Annotated in this window: 15 protein-coding genes; 7 read left to right on the plus strand and 8 right to left on the minus strand. The window is 72.3% G+C overall.

Translation table 11 applies throughout. The features are described from left to right. Positions 1–964, minus strand: a 964-nt coding sequence (locus tag ACRDTB_RS32145; RefSeq protein ID WP_431435960.1) for a PPE domain-containing protein, incomplete at its 3' end; no start/stop codon positions are given. Further along, entirely contained in the window at positions 964–1,431 is a 468-nt protein-coding gene (locus tag ACRDTB_RS32150; protein ID WP_431435961.1) for a hypothetical protein, read from the minus strand. The genes ACRDTB_RS32150 and ACRDTB_RS32145, both read right to left, overlap by 1 nt. Positions 1,432–1,807: 376 nt before the next feature. Between ACRDTB_RS32150 and ACRDTB_RS32155 the strand changes: the two genes are divergently transcribed. Together ACRDTB_RS32155 and ACRDTB_RS32160 are read left to right on the plus strand one after the other, a co-directional pair. Beyond that, entirely contained in the window at positions 1,808–2,389 is a 582-nt protein-coding gene (locus ACRDTB_RS32155; protein WP_431435962.1) for a PaaI family thioesterase, read from the plus strand. Between the two features lie 7 nt (positions 2,390–2,396). Next, positions 2,397–3,653, plus strand: a complete 1,257-nt coding sequence (locus ACRDTB_RS32160; protein WP_431435963.1) for a metallophosphoesterase — start codon at positions 2,397–2,399, stop codon at positions 3,651–3,653. A 12-nt stretch (positions 3,654–3,665) separates the two neighbouring features. On the opposite strand, the gene ACRDTB_RS32165 is transcribed toward ACRDTB_RS32160, so the two are convergent. Next, positions 3,666–4,364: a response regulator gene (locus ACRDTB_RS32165; RefSeq protein WP_431435964.1), complete on the minus strand. Its 699-nt coding sequence runs from the start codon at positions 4,362–4,364 to the stop codon at positions 3,666–3,668. Then, positions 4,361–4,702, minus strand: a complete 342-nt coding sequence (locus ACRDTB_RS32170) for a sensor histidine kinase (RefSeq protein WP_431435965.1) — start codon at positions 4,700–4,702, stop codon at positions 4,361–4,363. Before ACRDTB_RS32170 ends, ACRDTB_RS32165 begins: the two co-directional genes overlap by 4 nt. A gap of 194 nt (positions 4,703–4,896) precedes the next feature. Here ACRDTB_RS32170 and ACRDTB_RS32175 point away from each other — a divergent pair, with 194 nt between their 5' ends. Further along, a complete protein-coding gene (locus tag ACRDTB_RS32175; protein ID WP_431435966.1) occupies positions 4,897–5,763 on the plus strand; it encodes an ABC transporter permease in 867 nt (288 codons plus the stop codon). Between the two features lie 15 nt (positions 5,764–5,778). Here the strand turns inward: ACRDTB_RS32175 and ACRDTB_RS32180 are convergent, their stop codons facing one another. After that, positions 5,779–8,103 (minus strand): tetratricopeptide repeat protein, encoded by a 2,325-nt coding sequence (locus ACRDTB_RS32180; protein ID WP_431435974.1) that lies wholly within the window; start codon positions 8,101–8,103, stop codon positions 5,779–5,781. A gap of 66 nt (positions 8,104–8,169) precedes the next feature. On the opposite strand from ACRDTB_RS32180, the gene ACRDTB_RS32185 reads away from it, so the two are divergent. Further along, positions 8,170–8,886 (plus strand): hypothetical protein, encoded by a 717-nt coding sequence (locus ACRDTB_RS32185; protein ID WP_431435967.1) that lies wholly within the window; start codon positions 8,170–8,172, stop codon positions 8,884–8,886. 1,241 nt (positions 8,887–10,127) lie between these two features. On the opposite strand, the gene ACRDTB_RS32190 is transcribed toward ACRDTB_RS32185, so the two are convergent. Both ACRDTB_RS32190 and ACRDTB_RS32195 read right to left on the minus strand, forming a co-directional pair. Then, complete coding sequence (locus ACRDTB_RS32190; RefSeq protein WP_431435968.1) at positions 10,128–11,090, minus strand: glutamate ABC transporter substrate-binding protein; 963 nt, start codon at positions 11,088–11,090, stop codon at positions 10,128–10,130. Positions 11,091–11,185: 95 nt separating this feature from the next. Continuing rightward, positions 11,186–12,532, minus strand: coding sequence for a hypothetical protein (locus ACRDTB_RS32195; RefSeq protein ID WP_431435969.1), 1,347 nt, complete (start codon positions 12,530–12,532; stop codon positions 11,186–11,188). 317 nt (positions 12,533–12,849) lie between these two features. Between ACRDTB_RS32195 and ACRDTB_RS32200 the strand changes: the two genes are divergently transcribed. Next, positions 12,850–13,071: a hypothetical protein gene (locus tag ACRDTB_RS32200; protein WP_431435970.1), complete on the plus strand. Its 222-nt coding sequence runs from the start codon at positions 12,850–12,852 to the stop codon at positions 13,069–13,071. Further along, a complete protein-coding gene (locus ACRDTB_RS32205; RefSeq protein WP_431435971.1) occupies positions 13,068–13,706 on the plus strand; it encodes a DUF5134 domain-containing protein in 639 nt (212 codons plus the stop codon). Before ACRDTB_RS32200 ends, ACRDTB_RS32205 begins: the two co-directional genes overlap by 4 nt. A gap of 89 nt (positions 13,707–13,795) precedes the next feature. On the opposite strand, the gene ACRDTB_RS32210 is transcribed toward ACRDTB_RS32205, so the two are convergent. Then, positions 13,796–14,500, minus strand: a complete 705-nt coding sequence (locus ACRDTB_RS32210) for a TetR/AcrR family transcriptional regulator (protein ID WP_431435972.1) — start codon at positions 14,498–14,500, stop codon at positions 13,796–13,798. Between the two features lie 113 nt (positions 14,501–14,613). Between ACRDTB_RS32210 and ACRDTB_RS32215 the strand changes: the two genes are divergently transcribed. Continuing rightward, the gene (locus ACRDTB_RS32215; RefSeq protein WP_431435973.1) at positions 14,614–15,513 is read left to right on the plus strand and encodes an NAD-dependent epimerase/dehydratase family protein; all 900 of its coding nucleotides are present in this window, start codon (positions 14,614–14,616) and stop codon (positions 15,511–15,513) included. Positions 15,514–15,721 lie beyond the last annotated feature (208 nt).

Here is a 15,721-nt window from a genome sequence, read left to right on the forward strand (position 1 = left end):
CGCCGGGGCCGCCGGCGCCGAACCCGGCACCGCCGCGGACCGCGTCGCCGCCGCCGCTGTTGAGGCTGCCCGGGCCGCCGAAGGTCGTCTGGCCCTGCGGACCACCACCGGGTCCGGTGCCCGGGCCGAACGAGTCGACGAAGCCGGCGGCCGTCGTCGAGCCGTTGCCTGCGGGCACGCCGGAGCCGGCCGGCGGGACGCCGGGGGTACCGGAGCCGCCGCCCGTGCCGCCGGCGGGCGGGTCCGGGGTCGGCGTGTAGTCCGGCTGCGGCTGGATCGGCGTCTCGTGGTCGGTGAAGTGCGGCATCCCGTCGTGCACGGACTTGCTCTGCGACTCGTATCCCTCCATGACCGCGACGGCCTCGGCCTTGCGGGCGCGCGCCTCCTGGTGGCTGACCATGCCGTCGGAGGTCAGCTGCTTGAGGAAGACGGCGTCCGCCGGGCCGCCGGTGGTCATGACCGTGTAGCCGTCGCGGAAGTTCCGCTCGGCGGTGGCGAAGCCCGGGGGTGGCATGTGTCGCTGCGCGGTGGAGACCGCGTCGGTGTAGTCCGACATGTTCGCGGCGACCTTGCCCGCGGTGTGGCTCGCGGTGCCGGCCCACTGCATGAGCCTGGTGGTGGAGGCGCCCGCGTTCACGGCGGCCTGGCCCTGCCAGACCCCCATGACCTGCTCCACGACCTTCTGGACCTTCGCGGTGGTGTCCTCGATGGCGTTCGAGAGCGCCTTCCACTCCTCCGCGCGCCGGTACATCTGCTTCGGCTCGGCCTTCATGATCATGTTGTAGAGCTCGAAGTGCTGGTAGGCCTCCCAGTTGGCCTTGCCGAAGTGCCCGGGCTTGCGGTTGCGCTTGCGCACCCTCCGCCGCCTCTCGAGGCGCCTCTCGGCCTTGTTGGAGCGAGGGTGCCGCTCGGTCCAGGTCTCGCGGAGGCGGTTGCGGTCGAAGTCGTCGGGCAGGTCGTTCATCAGTCCGCGTCCTCCTGGTTCGCGACCTGGTCGAAGCGGGCCGCCGCATCCCCGTCGACCCCGCGGTAGGTGTTCAGCGTGCTCGTGATCGCGAGCTTGACCGCGTCCAGCTCCCGCAGGTACTGGGTCAGAACGCCCGCGACGCCCTCCTCCGCGTCGGCGCGCTGGAGGAACGCCTTGCGCATCGGCCCGGTGACCGGGCTCGTGCCGTCGCTCAGCGGCTCGGCCAGCCGGCCGGCGGTGCTCAGGTGCCCGGTCAGCTCGTCACGCAGCGCCTGCAGCTGGCCGTTGAGGAAGTTGAGCTGGTCGAAGTTGGCCGCGATGCCGTCCATGTTCTGGCCGGACGCGCCGTGCAGCTGTTGTTGCCCGGCATGGATGTCCGGCCCCGTCCTACGGGGCCTGACCCGTTCGTGCTCCTCGGACAGCCGCTTCGCCTCCATGAAGCCGTCCACCCGTTCGCGCGCCATGGACCTAATTCCTCCACCCCGGGTACCTGCCTGTTGCCCATCAGCCTGGTCATGGTGACGTTACTCGGCCACTGAATCCAGCGCGGTGTGCACAGCTGGTCACAATCGTGACTCAGCTGAACAAGCGCGCCGGCACCAGCAGCTGGGCGAGCTCGTCGGCCAGCGCCGACGAGCGTTCCAGTGCCGGTGTCACCACGTCCAGCACCGAAGGGACGTTCTCGTCGGCGGCCCGCCGCGGACGTTCCTGTTCGATGTCGCACCTCCTCGACCCGTACCCATTGCAGCGCCGTGCCCCGGGCCCGTCACAGACCGGCTGCTCAGCGGGACACGGGGACGACTCATCCGGGCAACACCGGGCCCGAACTACGCTGGGCACGTGAGTCGAGTACCCCCGCCGTGGCCTCCGGTCGAGGTCGAGCATCCGGACCGGCACCCGGACGCACCCCCGCCCGGCAGCAAGCTCGGCCCGCACTACGCCTACTGCTTCGGCTGCGGCGACCAGGTCGAGCACGGGCTGCACCTGCAGACCGAGATGGGCGCCGACCACGCGATCCTCGCCCAGTTCACGGTCACCGAGGCCCACCAGGGCGCGCCCGGCCTGGCCCACGGCGGCCTGCTGGCCTGCGCGTTCGACGAGGCGCTGGGCACGACCGTCGGTCACCTGCTGCGCCGGCCCGCGGTGACCGGGAAGCTGGAGACCGACTTCCTGCGGCCCGTGCCGGTCGGCTCGACCCTGCACATCGTCGGCACGCTGGACGGGATCGCCGGACGGAAGGTGTACGCGAGCGCCGACGGCCGGCTCGACGCTCCGGACGGGCCGCTCGCGCTGCGCGCCCGGGTACTGTTCGTCGTCGTCGAGTTCAGCCACTTCATCGAACACGGGCGTGCGGAGGAGGTCCGGGCCGTCGCCGAGGATCCCGGACTGCTGCGGGAACGCCGCTTCGACATCAATCCCTAGGAGCCCGATGTTCGGCGTGATCCTCGGCGCACTGTTCGCGCTGATGCACTGGTACCTGTGGAAGCGACTCGTCAAGGACACGACGCGGCGAGGCCGGGCGCGGCGGGTGGCGACGGTGACGACCGTGCTGCTGGCGCTGCTGGTGTTCGCGACCCTGACGCTGGGCCGGGAGGCGTCCCCGACCGTGGCGCAGTGGTTCGCGTGGCCCGGGTACATCTGGTTCGCGGCGCTGTTCTACCTGTTCGTGGTGACGCTGCTGCTGGAGCTGCCGCGGCTCGCGCTGCGCGGCTGGGTGCGCCGCCGCCCGCTGGAGGCGACCGCCGCGACCTCGACCGAGCCACCGGCCCCGGTCGACCCGGCCAATCCCACCGCCATGGACGGTGCCGACGGTGCCGACGCGGTCGACACGGCCCGCACCGTCCCCGACCCGAGCCGGCGGCTGTTCCTCGCCCGCGGTGTGGCGCTGCTGGCCGGCGCCACGTCGGCGTCGTTGGTCGGGGTCGGTCTGGGGAGCGCGCTCGGCCCGCCGGACCTGCTGCGGGTGCCGGTCACGCTGCGCCGGCTCGACCCGTCGCTGGCCGGCTTCCGGATCGCGGTGGTCAGCGACATCCACCTGAGCGCGCTCATTCGCCGGTCGCACACCGAGCGGATCGTGCGGATGATCAACGAGGCGTCGCCGGACCTGGTCGCGATCGTCGGCGACCTGGCCGACGGGTCGGTCGCCGACCTGGGCCCGGCCGCCGCACCACTCGCCGACCTCGCACCGCGCGAGGGCAGCTTCTTCGTGACCGGCAACCACGAGTACTTCGTCGACCCGGACGGCTGGGTGCGCGAGCTGGAGGGGCTGGGCATACAGACGCTGCGCAACGAACGGACGTCGATCACCCGTGGCGGGGGGACCATCGACGTGGCCGGCGTGACCGACGTGAACGGCCGCTCCCGGGGCGATGGCCCGGACTTCGACCGCGCGCTGGCCGGCCGCACCGCCGACCGTCCCGTCGTGCTGCTCGCCCACCAGCCGGTGCAGGTCGCCGACGCCGCGTCGCGCGGCGTCGACCTGCAGCTGTCCGGCCACACGCACGGCGGCCAGCTGTACCCGTTCCACCACGTCGTCGCGGCCGCCCAGCCCTCCCTGGCCGGGCTGTCCAAAGTGGACGACACGTGGCTCTACGTCACGCGTGGCGTGGGCTACTGGGGACCGCCGGTGCGCGTCGGCGCCCCTCCGGACATCTCCATCGTCGAGCTGCGCCCGGAGACCGGCTGAGCACCGGCCCGCTCAACAGGGCGAGCCCGCGGCCGGGTCACCGGGCGCGACGAGCCCGGTCTCGTAGGCGAGGACGACGGCCTGCGCGCGGTCGCGGAGGGCGAGCTTGGCGAAGATGCGGGCCACGTGCGTCTTGACCGTCGCCTCGCTCAGCGTCAGCTCCTCGGCGAGCTCGGCGTTGGACCGGCCACGGCCCAGCAGGGTCAGGACCTCCCGCTCCCGGGGTGTCAGCGCGGTGAGGTCACGGTGGATGGCCGGCGCCGCGGGCTCCCGGTCGTGGTCGCCCGAGGCGAAGCGCGCCACGAGCCGGCGGGTGATCGACGGCGCGAGCAGCGCGTCGCCCGTGTCGACCAGGCGCACGGCGGCGACGAGGTGCTCTGGGGTGACGTCCTTGAGCAGGAAGCCGCTGGCGCCGGCGGCGAGCGCGGCGTACACGTAGCGGTCGAGGTCGAACGTCGTCAGCATCAGCACGCGGCAGCGTGGGGACTCCGCCAGGATCCGGCGCGTGGCCTGCAGACCGTCCAGGTTCGGCATGCGGACGTCCATGAGCACGACGTCCGGCCGCAGCTCACGTACCGCCGCCACCGCCTCGGCGCCGTCCGCGGCCTCGCCCACGACGTCGATGCCGCCCGAGGTGAGGATCATGCGGAAGCCGGTTCGCACGAGGGCCTGGTCGTCGGCGATGACCACGCGCGGCTCGGTTCCCGTCATGGCCGTGCCAGCGGGATCCGCGCGCGGACCCGGTACCCGCCGCCGAGCCGGCGCCGCGCGTCCAGGTCGCCGCCGAAGACCGCCACCCGCTGCCGCAGCCCGAGCAGACCGAGCCCCTCACCGGACGGCGCGGGGGCCCGGCCACCGGACAGCACGCTGGGGCCGCTGTTGACCACCTCGATCCGCAGGTAGTGATCCGTGTACCGCACCGTCACCTCCGCCTGCCGCCCGTCGCCGTGCTTGAGCGCGTTGGTCAGCGCCTCCTGGATGATCCGGTACGCGGTCAGGTCCACACCGGACGGTAGCGGCCGGGGCTCGCCGGAGATGCGAACCTCCACCGGCAGCCCCGCGAACGCGATGCGGTCGATGAGCGGGCTCAGCCGGCGCAGGTTGGGCTGCGGCGACAGGTCGGACCGCCACGGCGTGCACCCAGAGGTCGATCGTGACGCCGGTACCGCCGAAACCTTCGAACGTCTCCTCCAGCAGCGGCCGCGCGACGACGTCGCCGAGGGCGGTGCCGAGCACGCAGCCGATGACGGACGGGATGGTGGCGGTGGCGACGCAGCCGGTCCACCTGGTCGGTGGGCGGGAACACGTCGCGGGCCGCTTCTACCGGGGAGACACCGCCGACCTCACCCCTCGAGTCCTCGGTGGACACTGGCCGGAGGGGGCCGGGGAGCTGGCCGCGTCGTCGCGGTTCCTGAACCAGCGCGGGCTCGAGGTCGGCGACACCGTCACCGTGGAGCGGGACGGGCAGCGCAGCCGGCTGCGGATCGTCGGCATCACGGTGACCAACAGCGCCGGCGAGTTCTTCGCCGACTGGGACGCGCTCTCGGCGATCGCGCCGGACGCCCGTGCCGACTCCTACCAGGTCCAGCTCGAGCCCGGCACCGACCAACAGTCCTATGTGGACGCCGTCCAGGCCGGGGACCCGGGGCTGCGGGCCGAGCCGATGCGCGCGGGCACCTCGTCCCAGGCCGTGGTCATCATCAGCTCTGCCACGATCCTGACCATCGTGCTGGGTGCGGTCGCGGCACTCGGCGTCTTCAACACTGTCGTGCTCAACGCCCGCGAGCGCCGCCGCGACCTCGGCATGCTCAAGTCGATCGGGATGACGCCGCGGCAGGTCACGGTGATGATGGTGACGTCCATGGGTGCGCTCGGCGTGGTCGGCGGGCTGCTCGGCCTGCCGCTCGGACTCGCCGCGCACCGGCTGATCGGCCCGGCGATGATGCGGGCCGCCGGGTCCGACGTCCTCGACTTCGTCATGGACGTCTACCGCGCGCCGCTGCTCGTCCTGCTGGCGCTGGCCGGGATCGCGATCGCCGTGCTCGGTGCGGTGATCCCCGCCCGCGGCGCGGGCCGGATCCCGATCGCGGCGGTCCTGCACAACGAATGACCGCGCGCGAGATGTTCAGGTGAGCGTGCGCGGGCGAATCGTGTTGGCCTTGTCGACCAGCTCGTGGCGTTGCTCCGGCGTGCTCGCCAGCCGGGCCAGCGCGCGGTAGCAGCGCTCCAGCCCGAACCGCAGCTCCCGCTCCGCGAGCCGGTAGCCCAGCACCATCCGCGCGTCCGAGCCCGCGGCCGCAGCGCCCGGCCGCCCCGCGCACACCCAGCCGTACGCCGCCTCCAGCACCTCGGCGGACAGCGTCGTGCGGCGCTCGGCGTCCAGCGCCAGCCGCTCCAGCCGGCGGGCCGCGTCGTGCAGGTCGTGCTCGCCGACCGACACGCCCGTGTCCGGCCGCGTCTTGATCTTGATGGCGGCGACCTGCGCGGCGACGTGGTGGCTGGACGTGTCCGGCACGGCCTCGAGCACCTCGATCGCGCTCACCCGGCCGCCCTGCGCGAGGTACACCCGGGCGAGGCCGAACGCGGCGCTCACCCACGAGCGGTCCGTGCGCCACACGAGCTCGTAGTGGCGGGCGGCCGCGAAGTAGTTGCCGCTGTACTCGGCGCTGATCGCGAGCGCGAGCTTCGGCGGGATCTCGCCGGGCACCGCGTCGTAGACCTTCTCGAACGCCGCGGTCGCGTCGGCCGGCCGCCGGGTGGCGATCGCGATGAGGCCCTGGTACCAGTCCGGCCGCCAGTCGGCCGGGTCGGTGACCAGCCGCCGGGCGGCCTCGAGCTCCGCGGCCGCGGCCCGCAGGTCGCCCAGCTCCAGCCGGGCGCGCACCATCCGCAGCCGCACCTCGATGGAGTCCTGCGGTGCCGAGGCCAGCGCGGCGACCAGCTCGGCCGGCTCGGCGGCGGTGATGCTCGCGAGCGTGCTGGCCGCGTGGTCGCCGGTGTCGACCATCGGCAGCGGCAGGATCGAGGCGACCCCGAGCGGGTCGGGCGAGGGCAGCGAGCTCCCCTCGCCGACGACCAGCCCGGACCCGAAAGTCCGCGTCTCCATGGCGAAGACGGTCGACGGGCCCGGCCGGGGGCGCCCGGTGCCGAGCGCCATGACCTCGCGCAGCACGCCGGTGAGCTGGTCGGCCATCTCCTCGGCGGAGGTGAAGCGCAGCGCTGGGTTCTCGTGGGTCGCGCGCTTGAGGACGCGGTAGTACGAGCCGAAGAGCGCGAAGAGGGGCTCCTCGTCCGGGCCGGGCAGGCTGTACTTGTGCCGGCTGGTGTAGCCGCCGAACTCGATGGAGAGTACGGCCAGCGTGCGGCCGACGGTGAAGATGTCGGAGGCGATGGTCGCGCCTTCGGTGGCGAGCTCGGGGGCGCTGTAGCCGAGGGTGAAGAACAGCGGGCTCTCGTAGTCGTCGGTCCTGCGCACCGCGCCGAGGTCGATCAGCTTGAGCTGCTCGCCGGACTGGATCACGTTGTCCGGCTTGAGGTCGCAGTACAGCATGTCGATGCTGTGCAGGTAGCCGATGGCCGGCAGGATCTCCAGGCCGTAGGCGATGACCTGCCCGATGGGCAGCGGGTCTGCGCGGCCGGTCTCGCGGTGGTGGGAGAGGGCGAGCTGGCGCAGCGACTGGCCGCCGACGTACTCCATGACGATGTAGCCCGCGAGGTTGCCCGTCGTGGGGTCGGGGTGCTGGACGAAGTTGTAGATGCGGACGACGTTCGGATGCTCGACCTCGGCCAGGAACCGCCGCTCCGCCACGGCGGACGCCATCGAGGTCGTGTCCCCGGTGTCGATCATGCCCTTGAGCACGACCCACCGGTCGGAGACGTTGTGGTCCTTGGCGAGGTAGATCCAGCCGAGACCGCCGTAGGCGAGGCAGCCGAGGACCTCGTACTGGCCGCCGACGAGGTCGCCGCGGACCAGCCGGGGCCGGAAGTTGAACGGCGTGCCGCAGTCGGCGCACTCGCCCTCGGTTTCCCCGGGCTCGCCGTCCTTGCCGCGGCCGACCTCCGCGCCGCAGTTGGAGCAGAAGCGCTTGTTCTCGCCGACCGCGGGATCCTCGAGCACGGCGGAGGCCGGATCCTTGACCGGTACGACGGGAACCTCGACGAGCCCCGCCCCGAGCCGTCCGCGGCCGGAGGCGCGGGAGGAGGTTCGCCGCCCGGTGGGGCCGGAGCTGGATCCGGTGCCGTGCGGACCTTCGCCGGTGCTCTCCGGCCTGGCGATCGCGGTGGCCGGCCCTTCGTCGTCGTGCTGAGACTGGGGTGGCTTCTCACCCGGGGGCGGCTCGATACTGAGGGTCTCCGGGGTTTCCTCGAGGGCGCTGGTCGGCTGCGGATCGTCGTCGGAGAGCGCGGTAGGCGGCATCGCACCGGGCTGGCGGGGCGCGACCGGTGGCATGGGAATGCCGGGCGTCCACAACGGGACTCCCTGCTGCCCCGGTGCGGCCACAGTGGACTGTCCCGCTTGGACACCCCATTGGCTCCCGGCTTGCCCTGCCTGCCCGGCCGGCTGCCCGTGCGCCTGCCCACCCGATCCAGGCGCCTGCCCACCCTGCCCGTGGGCCTGCCCACCCGGTCCAGGCGGCTGCCCACCCGGTCCGGGCGGCTGCCCACCCGGTCCGGGCGGCTGCCCACCCGGTCCGGGTGGCTGCCCATGTCCGACCTGGTGGCCCTGCACGTACTGCTGGCCCTGCTGCCACCCCGGCGGCGCCTGCCAAGCCGACCCCGGCTGCCCGTGCGGAGGTCCGACCTGCGACCCCGGCCCGGCCTGCCCAAGACTCGCCGGCCCAACCGGCCCGGCCTGCCCGTGACCCGCCTGCCCAAGCTCCGGCAGCCCGTGATCCGGCTGCCCTTGACCCGGCGGCTCCTCGCCCGACGCGGCCCGGCCCTGCTGTGCGGGCTGGCTCAACGGCACCTGCCCGGGCAGCCCCGACTGCCCCAACTGCTCCTGACCCATGCGCTCCCCCTGGCCCGACCGCCCGGCCTGCCCGGCCTGAACCGACGGCGCCTGGCCCAGCTGAGATGTCCGCTGTTGCGCCCCGCCCTGCCCAGGCGGCGCCACTATCGCCGGCCCGCCCGGAGACGCCGGCGCACCGAAAGCCTCACCCGCCACCTGCCCCGCCGGCACCTGCCCACCAGCCGCCTCGGCCGACGCCCGCCCGGCCGATGGCTGCCCCACTGATGACCGCCCCGTCGACGGCGCCTCGCTGCCCGGCCGCTCCGGCTCGGCGTGGTGCCGGCCGCCGGACTTACCCGACACCAGACTGCCCGCCGCCGGATCACCCGCCGCCGGATCACCCGTCACCGGATCACCCGCCGCCGGATCACCCGCCGCCGGATCACCCGCCGCCGGATCACCCGCCGCCGGATCACCCGCCGCCGGATCACCCGTCACCGGATCACCCGTCACCGGATCACCCGTCACCGGATCACCCGTCACCGGATCACCCGTCACCGGGTCACCCAACGCCGGATCGCCCAACGGATTGCTCGACACCGTGTTACCCGCATGGTTGCCCGACACCGGGTCGCCCGCCGGGTCGCCCGATGTCGGGTTGTCCGACACTGGATGGTCCGAAGTTGGGTCGCCCACCACCTGGTTGCTCGACACCTGGTTTCCCGCAGGCTGGTTGGCCGGCGCCTGATTGCCCGGCGCCTGGCTCCCGACCACCTGGCTGGACCGATCGCCAGCAGCCGATTCCCCAGCCGTCTCCCACGGCAGAGCCCGACTCGCGCGCCAACGCAGCGGCCGCCCCGCCGCACGCTCCGCGGCCCTCCCATGCTCCGCCGACTCCGCGGGCACCGCAGACTTCGCGACCTCTGCCGACCTCTCGGCCTCCGGCAACCCCGCACGCTCCGCCGGCCGCACCGGCTTCCCAGACTCCCCAGACCCGGCCACCGCCGAACCCGACGCGGCCGCCGTGGAACCAGCCTGCCCGACTCCACCCGACTCCGACCGATCCGACGACCTCACCGCCCCCGGCGAAGAACCCACGACAGGCGATTCCGGCTTCCGATGCACACCACCGGAACCAGAACCACCCGAACCCGAGCCACCCGAACCCGAGCCACCCGAACCAGAGCCACCCGAACCAGAGCCACTCGAACCAGAGCCAGACGGGGAGCCGGCACCAGAACCACCAGTGCCAGAGCCGCCGGCCCCAGACCCGCCGACCGCAGACCCGCCAGCCGCAGACCCGCCAGCCCCAGACCCGCCAGGCCGCTCAACGGCCCGGAACCACCCGCTACTCGACGCCGATCCAGCCACCTGCCGCAGCCTCGTCGCCTGCTCCTCGGCGACCTGCCGCAGCCGCTCGGCCTCCTGGTCGGCCGGGGTCGCGACGGCGATGCCGCACAGTTGGCAGTTGCCGTTCACCACCTCACCGGTGCAGCCCGGCCGCGGGCAGTTGGCCATCCTCCACCTCAGTCCCGGTACCTCGGCGCCGGCGGCTTCGGGCGCGGCTCGCCGGTGCGCCCGAGCCACCGGTCGTAGCTGCGCGCCCACGAGCCACTCGCCACGGACTGCTCCAGCACCCCGTTGACGAACCGAACCATGTCCTCGTTCTCCTTGGGAATCCCGATCCCGTACGGCTCCTGCGTGAACCGTGGGCCGGCCATCTTCACGTTCGGGTCCTGCGCGACCATCCCGGACAGAATCGTGTCATCCGTGGACATCGCCTCGACCTGATCCTGCTGCAGCATGACCAGACAGTCCGACCAGTTGTCGACCTGCACCGGGACGGGGTCCGCCTCGTGCTCGGCGATGGTCTTGATCGACGTGGATCCCTTGGCGGCACACACCTTCTTGCCGCCCAGCTGGTCCAGGCTCGTCACGTCCGACGCGCGGTCGACCAGCAGCCGCTGGCCGGCCTGGTAGTAGATCGCCGAGAAGTTGATGTCCTGCCAGCGCGCACACGTCGCGGTCATCGTGCGCACGACGACGTGCACCTGCTTGTTCTTGAGCGCGTCGATGCGGCCGGCCGACGTGACGACCTTGAACTGGACCTTGTTCTCGTCCCCGAAGATCGCCCTCGCTATGTCACGCACCCGGTCGATGTCAAAGCCTTCGAGCAGGTTCGTGGTCGGGTTGCGGAAGCCGAACAGGAACGTGTTCTGGTCCACCCCGGCGATCAGCTTGCCGCTGTCCTGGATCGCCTTCATCGTCGAGCCGGCCGGCATCCGGCCCGGCTCCGGCAACGGGTCGAGCGGGCGCAGGCTCTCCGTCGGGTCGCACTTCGGGGCCGGCGCGGCCGATGTCGACGGCGGTGCCGGGTTCTCCTCCGCACCGACCGGGACCGGCCGCTGCACGCTGTCCACTGTGGCCAGATCGACCGGCTTGCCCCCGCCCGCGCAGCCAGTCACGCCGACGAGCAGCAACGCCAACACCGCGACGCGGTTCGTCCTGCGAGGCTTGTTCGAAACACGCCTGATCAGCGGCCTGTTGGGCAGGCGCGAACCTGTCTCGAACGAGCCTCGTTGCCTCACCGGTACTCCTGCAGTCGTTCCCTGATCCCCATTGTCACCCCGGCCGCGGCCACCAGCGCCAGTACCGCCACCCCGGGCACCAACGCGATCATCGCGTTGCTCGCCGCGCTGGTCTGCTCGAAGAACACCGTGCGCCCGTCGTCGATCGCGCCCTGGAGGTTCTCGTCGAGCTCGTTGAACGCGGCCGCGGCGCCGTCCTCCGCGTCGCCGATCGCGAGCACCACGGCCTCCTGGTACGAGCCGCCGTCGTCGAGCTCGCGCACCCTGCCGTGCGCGTCGAGCCACTCGTCGACGTCGCGTCGCGCGGCATCGAGCACGTCGCCGTTCTCGGCCAGCGCCCGCGCGCGCACGAGCAGGTTGTCCTCGCCGGAACCGGAGATGCCCTTCTCGAGGTTCTTCCACTCCGCCTCGTACTCGCCGCCGTCGCCGCGCGCGACCAGGGTGAGCGTCTCGTTCGCGCGCATCTTCAGCGCGGTGATCCGGGCCTGCACCGCGAGCTCCACCTGCCGGGTGCCGGAGTCGTGCCCGTTCGCGACCTTGCTCGACTCGAGCAGCAACACGACGGTGCCCCAAGCGAGGCCGACGACGACCGCGATCGTCGCGACCAGCAGGCCCACGTTCAGCAGCCGGTTCGTGCGCCGGGTGAGGTACATCTGGGTGACCACCAGCGCGGCGAGCAGCGCGAGCACCAGGCCGACGGTCGTCCAGGGAAACGACCGGGCCTGCTGCTGCTCGTCGGCGAGCCGCTTGAAGTCGATGGAGTACAGCTCCTGCGCGGCCGGCAGCAGCTTCGCGCGCATCAGGCCGGACGCCTCGCGCAGGTACGCCGCGCCGGCCGGGTAGCCCTGCCGGTTGTAGGCCCGCGCGGTCTCGACGAGCCCGGTGTAGACCGGCAGCTGCTGGGACAGCTCGTCGACCTGCGCCTCGGCCTCCGGCACCCCGGCGACGTCCGCGGACGCCTTCGCCAGGTTCGCGCCGGCCTGGGCGATGTCGAGCTCGTAGCGGTCGCGCAGCGCGGCGGGCGGGGTGCCGCCGGAGAGGAACGCGCTGGCCGCGGTCGCGTCGGCGTCGGACAGCGAGCGGTAGATCTGCTGGGACGCGGCGGCGACGGGCTCCCGGTGCGCGATCAGGTTGTCGATCGTGGCCTGCTTCTGTTGCAGCGCAACGACACCGGTGATACCGGTCAGCAGCGCCAGCACGACGAGTCCCACGCCGATCACGAACAGCCGGCCCGGGGTGCTCGCGGCCGACCTGCGGGCGCGCCGCACTGCGGAGGCCGGTTTCCCCAGGACCTTGCGTGCCCCCGCGCCGGTCGTCGACTCGGGTGCAGACATGGTCACCATCGGTGATCCCGACGCAGCCTCCACGCCGGGAGAGTCAACACCACGGGGCGACTCGTCACGTCCGCATTCCCCTCGCAGTTACCGGCCTGTGATTTGGAAACAAACCTAGTGCAGGGTCCGCGCCGGGGCCACAGGCCAGCCTGGGCCGCGGTCACCGGAAACCGACGAGTCCGGTCACGCCACGTGACAAGCACGCACGGTGACGAACCACCCGTTGTTGACCTACGGGTAATCGCTCGGTTGCACTCTGGCGTTTTGTCGGATCGTCTGGCAATCTCAATTCGAGCGCCTCTATCCCAAAATGCCAGGTGGAGAAAATGGACACTCGCCCCAACCGGCAGCAAATCGCCTCGTTCTGCGGCGAATGCAGCTGCGGATGTCCGACGCTGTGGATCGACCCCGACGCCGTCTCGAGCCAGCGCGTCGAGATCACCGATGACTTCGGCCAGCGGATCCAGATGAGCGTCGCCCAGCTCGCCAACATCGTGGAGGACGCGAAGAAAGGGGTCCTGGACGGGCTGCTCCGGCCGGCCAGTTGAGCACCGAGGTCTGGCTCCGCTGGGCCAGCACCGCCGCGTTCCTCGCGGTAGCCGGGTACTGCGTCGCCCGGCTCGCCGCCGCACACCGCGTCCCGGCCGGCTACCCCGGCCGGCATCGAGCCGTTGACGTCGCGCATGTGCTGATGGGCCTCGGCATGGCCGCGATGGCATCGCCGGTCGGTGGCCCGCTGCCGGCGGCCGGCTGGCAGACGATCTTCCTGTTGATCATGGCGTGGTTCGCCGGCGCGTGGTGGCACCAGCGGCGCACCGGACCGCCCGCGCGGGACGGCATGGGCTGGCACGGCACCGGTTTGCAGCACGCGGTCGCGGCACTGGCCATGCTGTACATGCTGGCCTCGATGCCCCACGCCGGGCACGACTCCGCGCCGTGGCTCGCCGGGCACCTCGAGCCCGGCATCGCGCTGCCCGTGGTCGGCTGGGCGCTGGTCGCGTACTTCGTCGTCATGGCCGTGGTACTGGTCGCCCGGACGAACTGGCGGCCCGCGCAACGGACCGGGGCGCGGACCGGGCCACCGGCGACGCCGCCGGTCCTGCGCGCGCCACGCCTGACCGCGACCTCCGAGACGACGATGGCGCTGGGCAACGGCTACCTGCTGGTGGCCATGCTGGGCTGACTGGCCCGCACACGACCCCGAGCATCAGCACCACGGCGACCGCACCGTCCAATGTGGATGCTGGAGGCGAGCCTGCGGGCGCGAGGCGGTCAGCCGGTCAGACCCAGGAACGCCGCCATGACGCGGGCCTGGTGGTCGAACCAGGCTTCGAGGTCGGTGATCGTGTTGTTGAACCGGCCGAAGAGTTCGAAGCTGATCGCGCCGAACAGCTCGGTCCACGCGATCAGGCCGCGCGCCGTGACCGCCTCGCTGATCCCCGGGGCGACGACGTCCCTGACGCGCCCGAGCTCCGTCCGCAGCACCGGCTCGGGCCGGAGGAGGTGCGACGTCTTCAGCCGGCCGGCGGCGTGCGCGTCGTCGAGGATCGCACCGAGCACGACGACCGGCCGGATCGACGGTTCGACCGTGTCCCGCGGCGCGGCGTAGCCGGGCACCGGGCTGCCGTAGATCAGCGCGTACTCGTGCGGGCGGGCCACCGCCCAGTCGCGGATGGCGTGCGCCACGGCGAGCCAGCGGCCCAGATAGTCCTCCCGGTCCCGAACCGCGGCGCCGGCCGCCTCGGCGGCCTCGCCCATCGAGTTGTAGGCGTCCAGAATCAGCGCGGTCAGCAGCTCGTCGCGGCACGTGAAGTACCGGTATATGGCGGACGAGACCATGCCCATGTCGCGAGCGACGGCCCGCAGCGAGAGGTTGGCCCCGTCCTCGCCGAGCTTCCCGCGCGCGATGTTCTTGATCTCCTCGACCATCTCGGCCCGCACACGCGCCCGGATGGATCCCGCGGTTCGCTCTGCCATGGTTCGGATTGTCGCACACATTCGAGAGCAGTGCTCTTGACAGAGAGCGTCCTCAGGGTGACTATTGACCTGAACCGAGAGCAGTGCTCTCGAACAAGAGAGGGGATCTTTCCATGGCGCTACATGTGATCGTCGGTGCGGGCCCGGTCGGCACCGCGGCGGCCACGATGCTGGCCGACCGCGGCGAGCGGGTCAGAGTCGTCACCCGCAGCGGTGGCGGCCTGGCGCACCCGGCCGTCGAGCGCGTGGCCGCGGACGCGACGAACGCCGACCGCCTGGCTGCTTTGGCCGATGGTGCGGCGGCGCTGTACAACTGCGCGAACCCGCGGTACCACCGCTGGCTGACCGACTGGCCGCCGCTGGCCGGCGCGCTGCTCACGGCGGCCGAGCGCAGCGGAGCGGTGCTCGCGACGACGAGCACCCTGTACGGGTACGGCGAGGTCGACGGCCCGATCACCACCGAGACGCCACTGGCCGCGACGCACCCGAAGCTGCGGATCCGCGCGGACATGTGGCGCGCGGCGCTGGCGGCCCACGAGTCCGGCCGCATCCGCGCGACGGAGGTGCGGGCGAGCGACTACATCGAGGCGAACTCGATCTTCACGATCGCGCTCGGCAAGCCGCTGCGTGCCGGTAGGCGGACGTTCGCGCCGGCGCCGCTGGACGTCCCACACAGCTGGACGTCGATCACGGACGTGGCCCGCACTCTGGTCACGGCGGCGACGACGGAACGCGCGTGGGGCGAGGCGTGGCTGGTCCCGACGAGTCCGCCGCTGACCGTGCGCGAACTGGCCGCCCGCTTCACCGAGGTGAACGGCCTCCCGCGGGCGAGGCTGTCGGAGCTGCCGTACGCCGTGCTCTGGACGGCGGGCCTGTTCTCCCCGATGATCCGTGAGCTGCGCACCACGCGTTACCAGTTCACGCGCCCGTTCGTACTGGACTCGTCGCACACGGAGCAGACCTTCGACCTGCCGCCGACCGACATCGACACAGCCCTGAAAAACGTCGCCTGACGACGAAGCCGACCCGGCCGCCGAGCGGGTCGCCGCCGCGGCGAGCCAGGGGTGGCACGGCCCGGACCCCGTTGTCGACGACCGCGCCGACGGTCGTTTCATACTGCACCTCCTGCGGTTGTTGGGGTTGTTCGCTTGCCGCGCGATGTGGGTTTGGCGGCTTGCTGTCGGTAGATGGCCTGGGTTTCCTCGTCCCAGGGGATGCACC

It is taken from the genome of Actinophytocola sp. (genome assembly GCF_050699935.1).
Classification (GTDB): Bacteria; Actinomycetota; Actinomycetes; order Mycobacteriales; family Pseudonocardiaceae; genus Actinophytocola.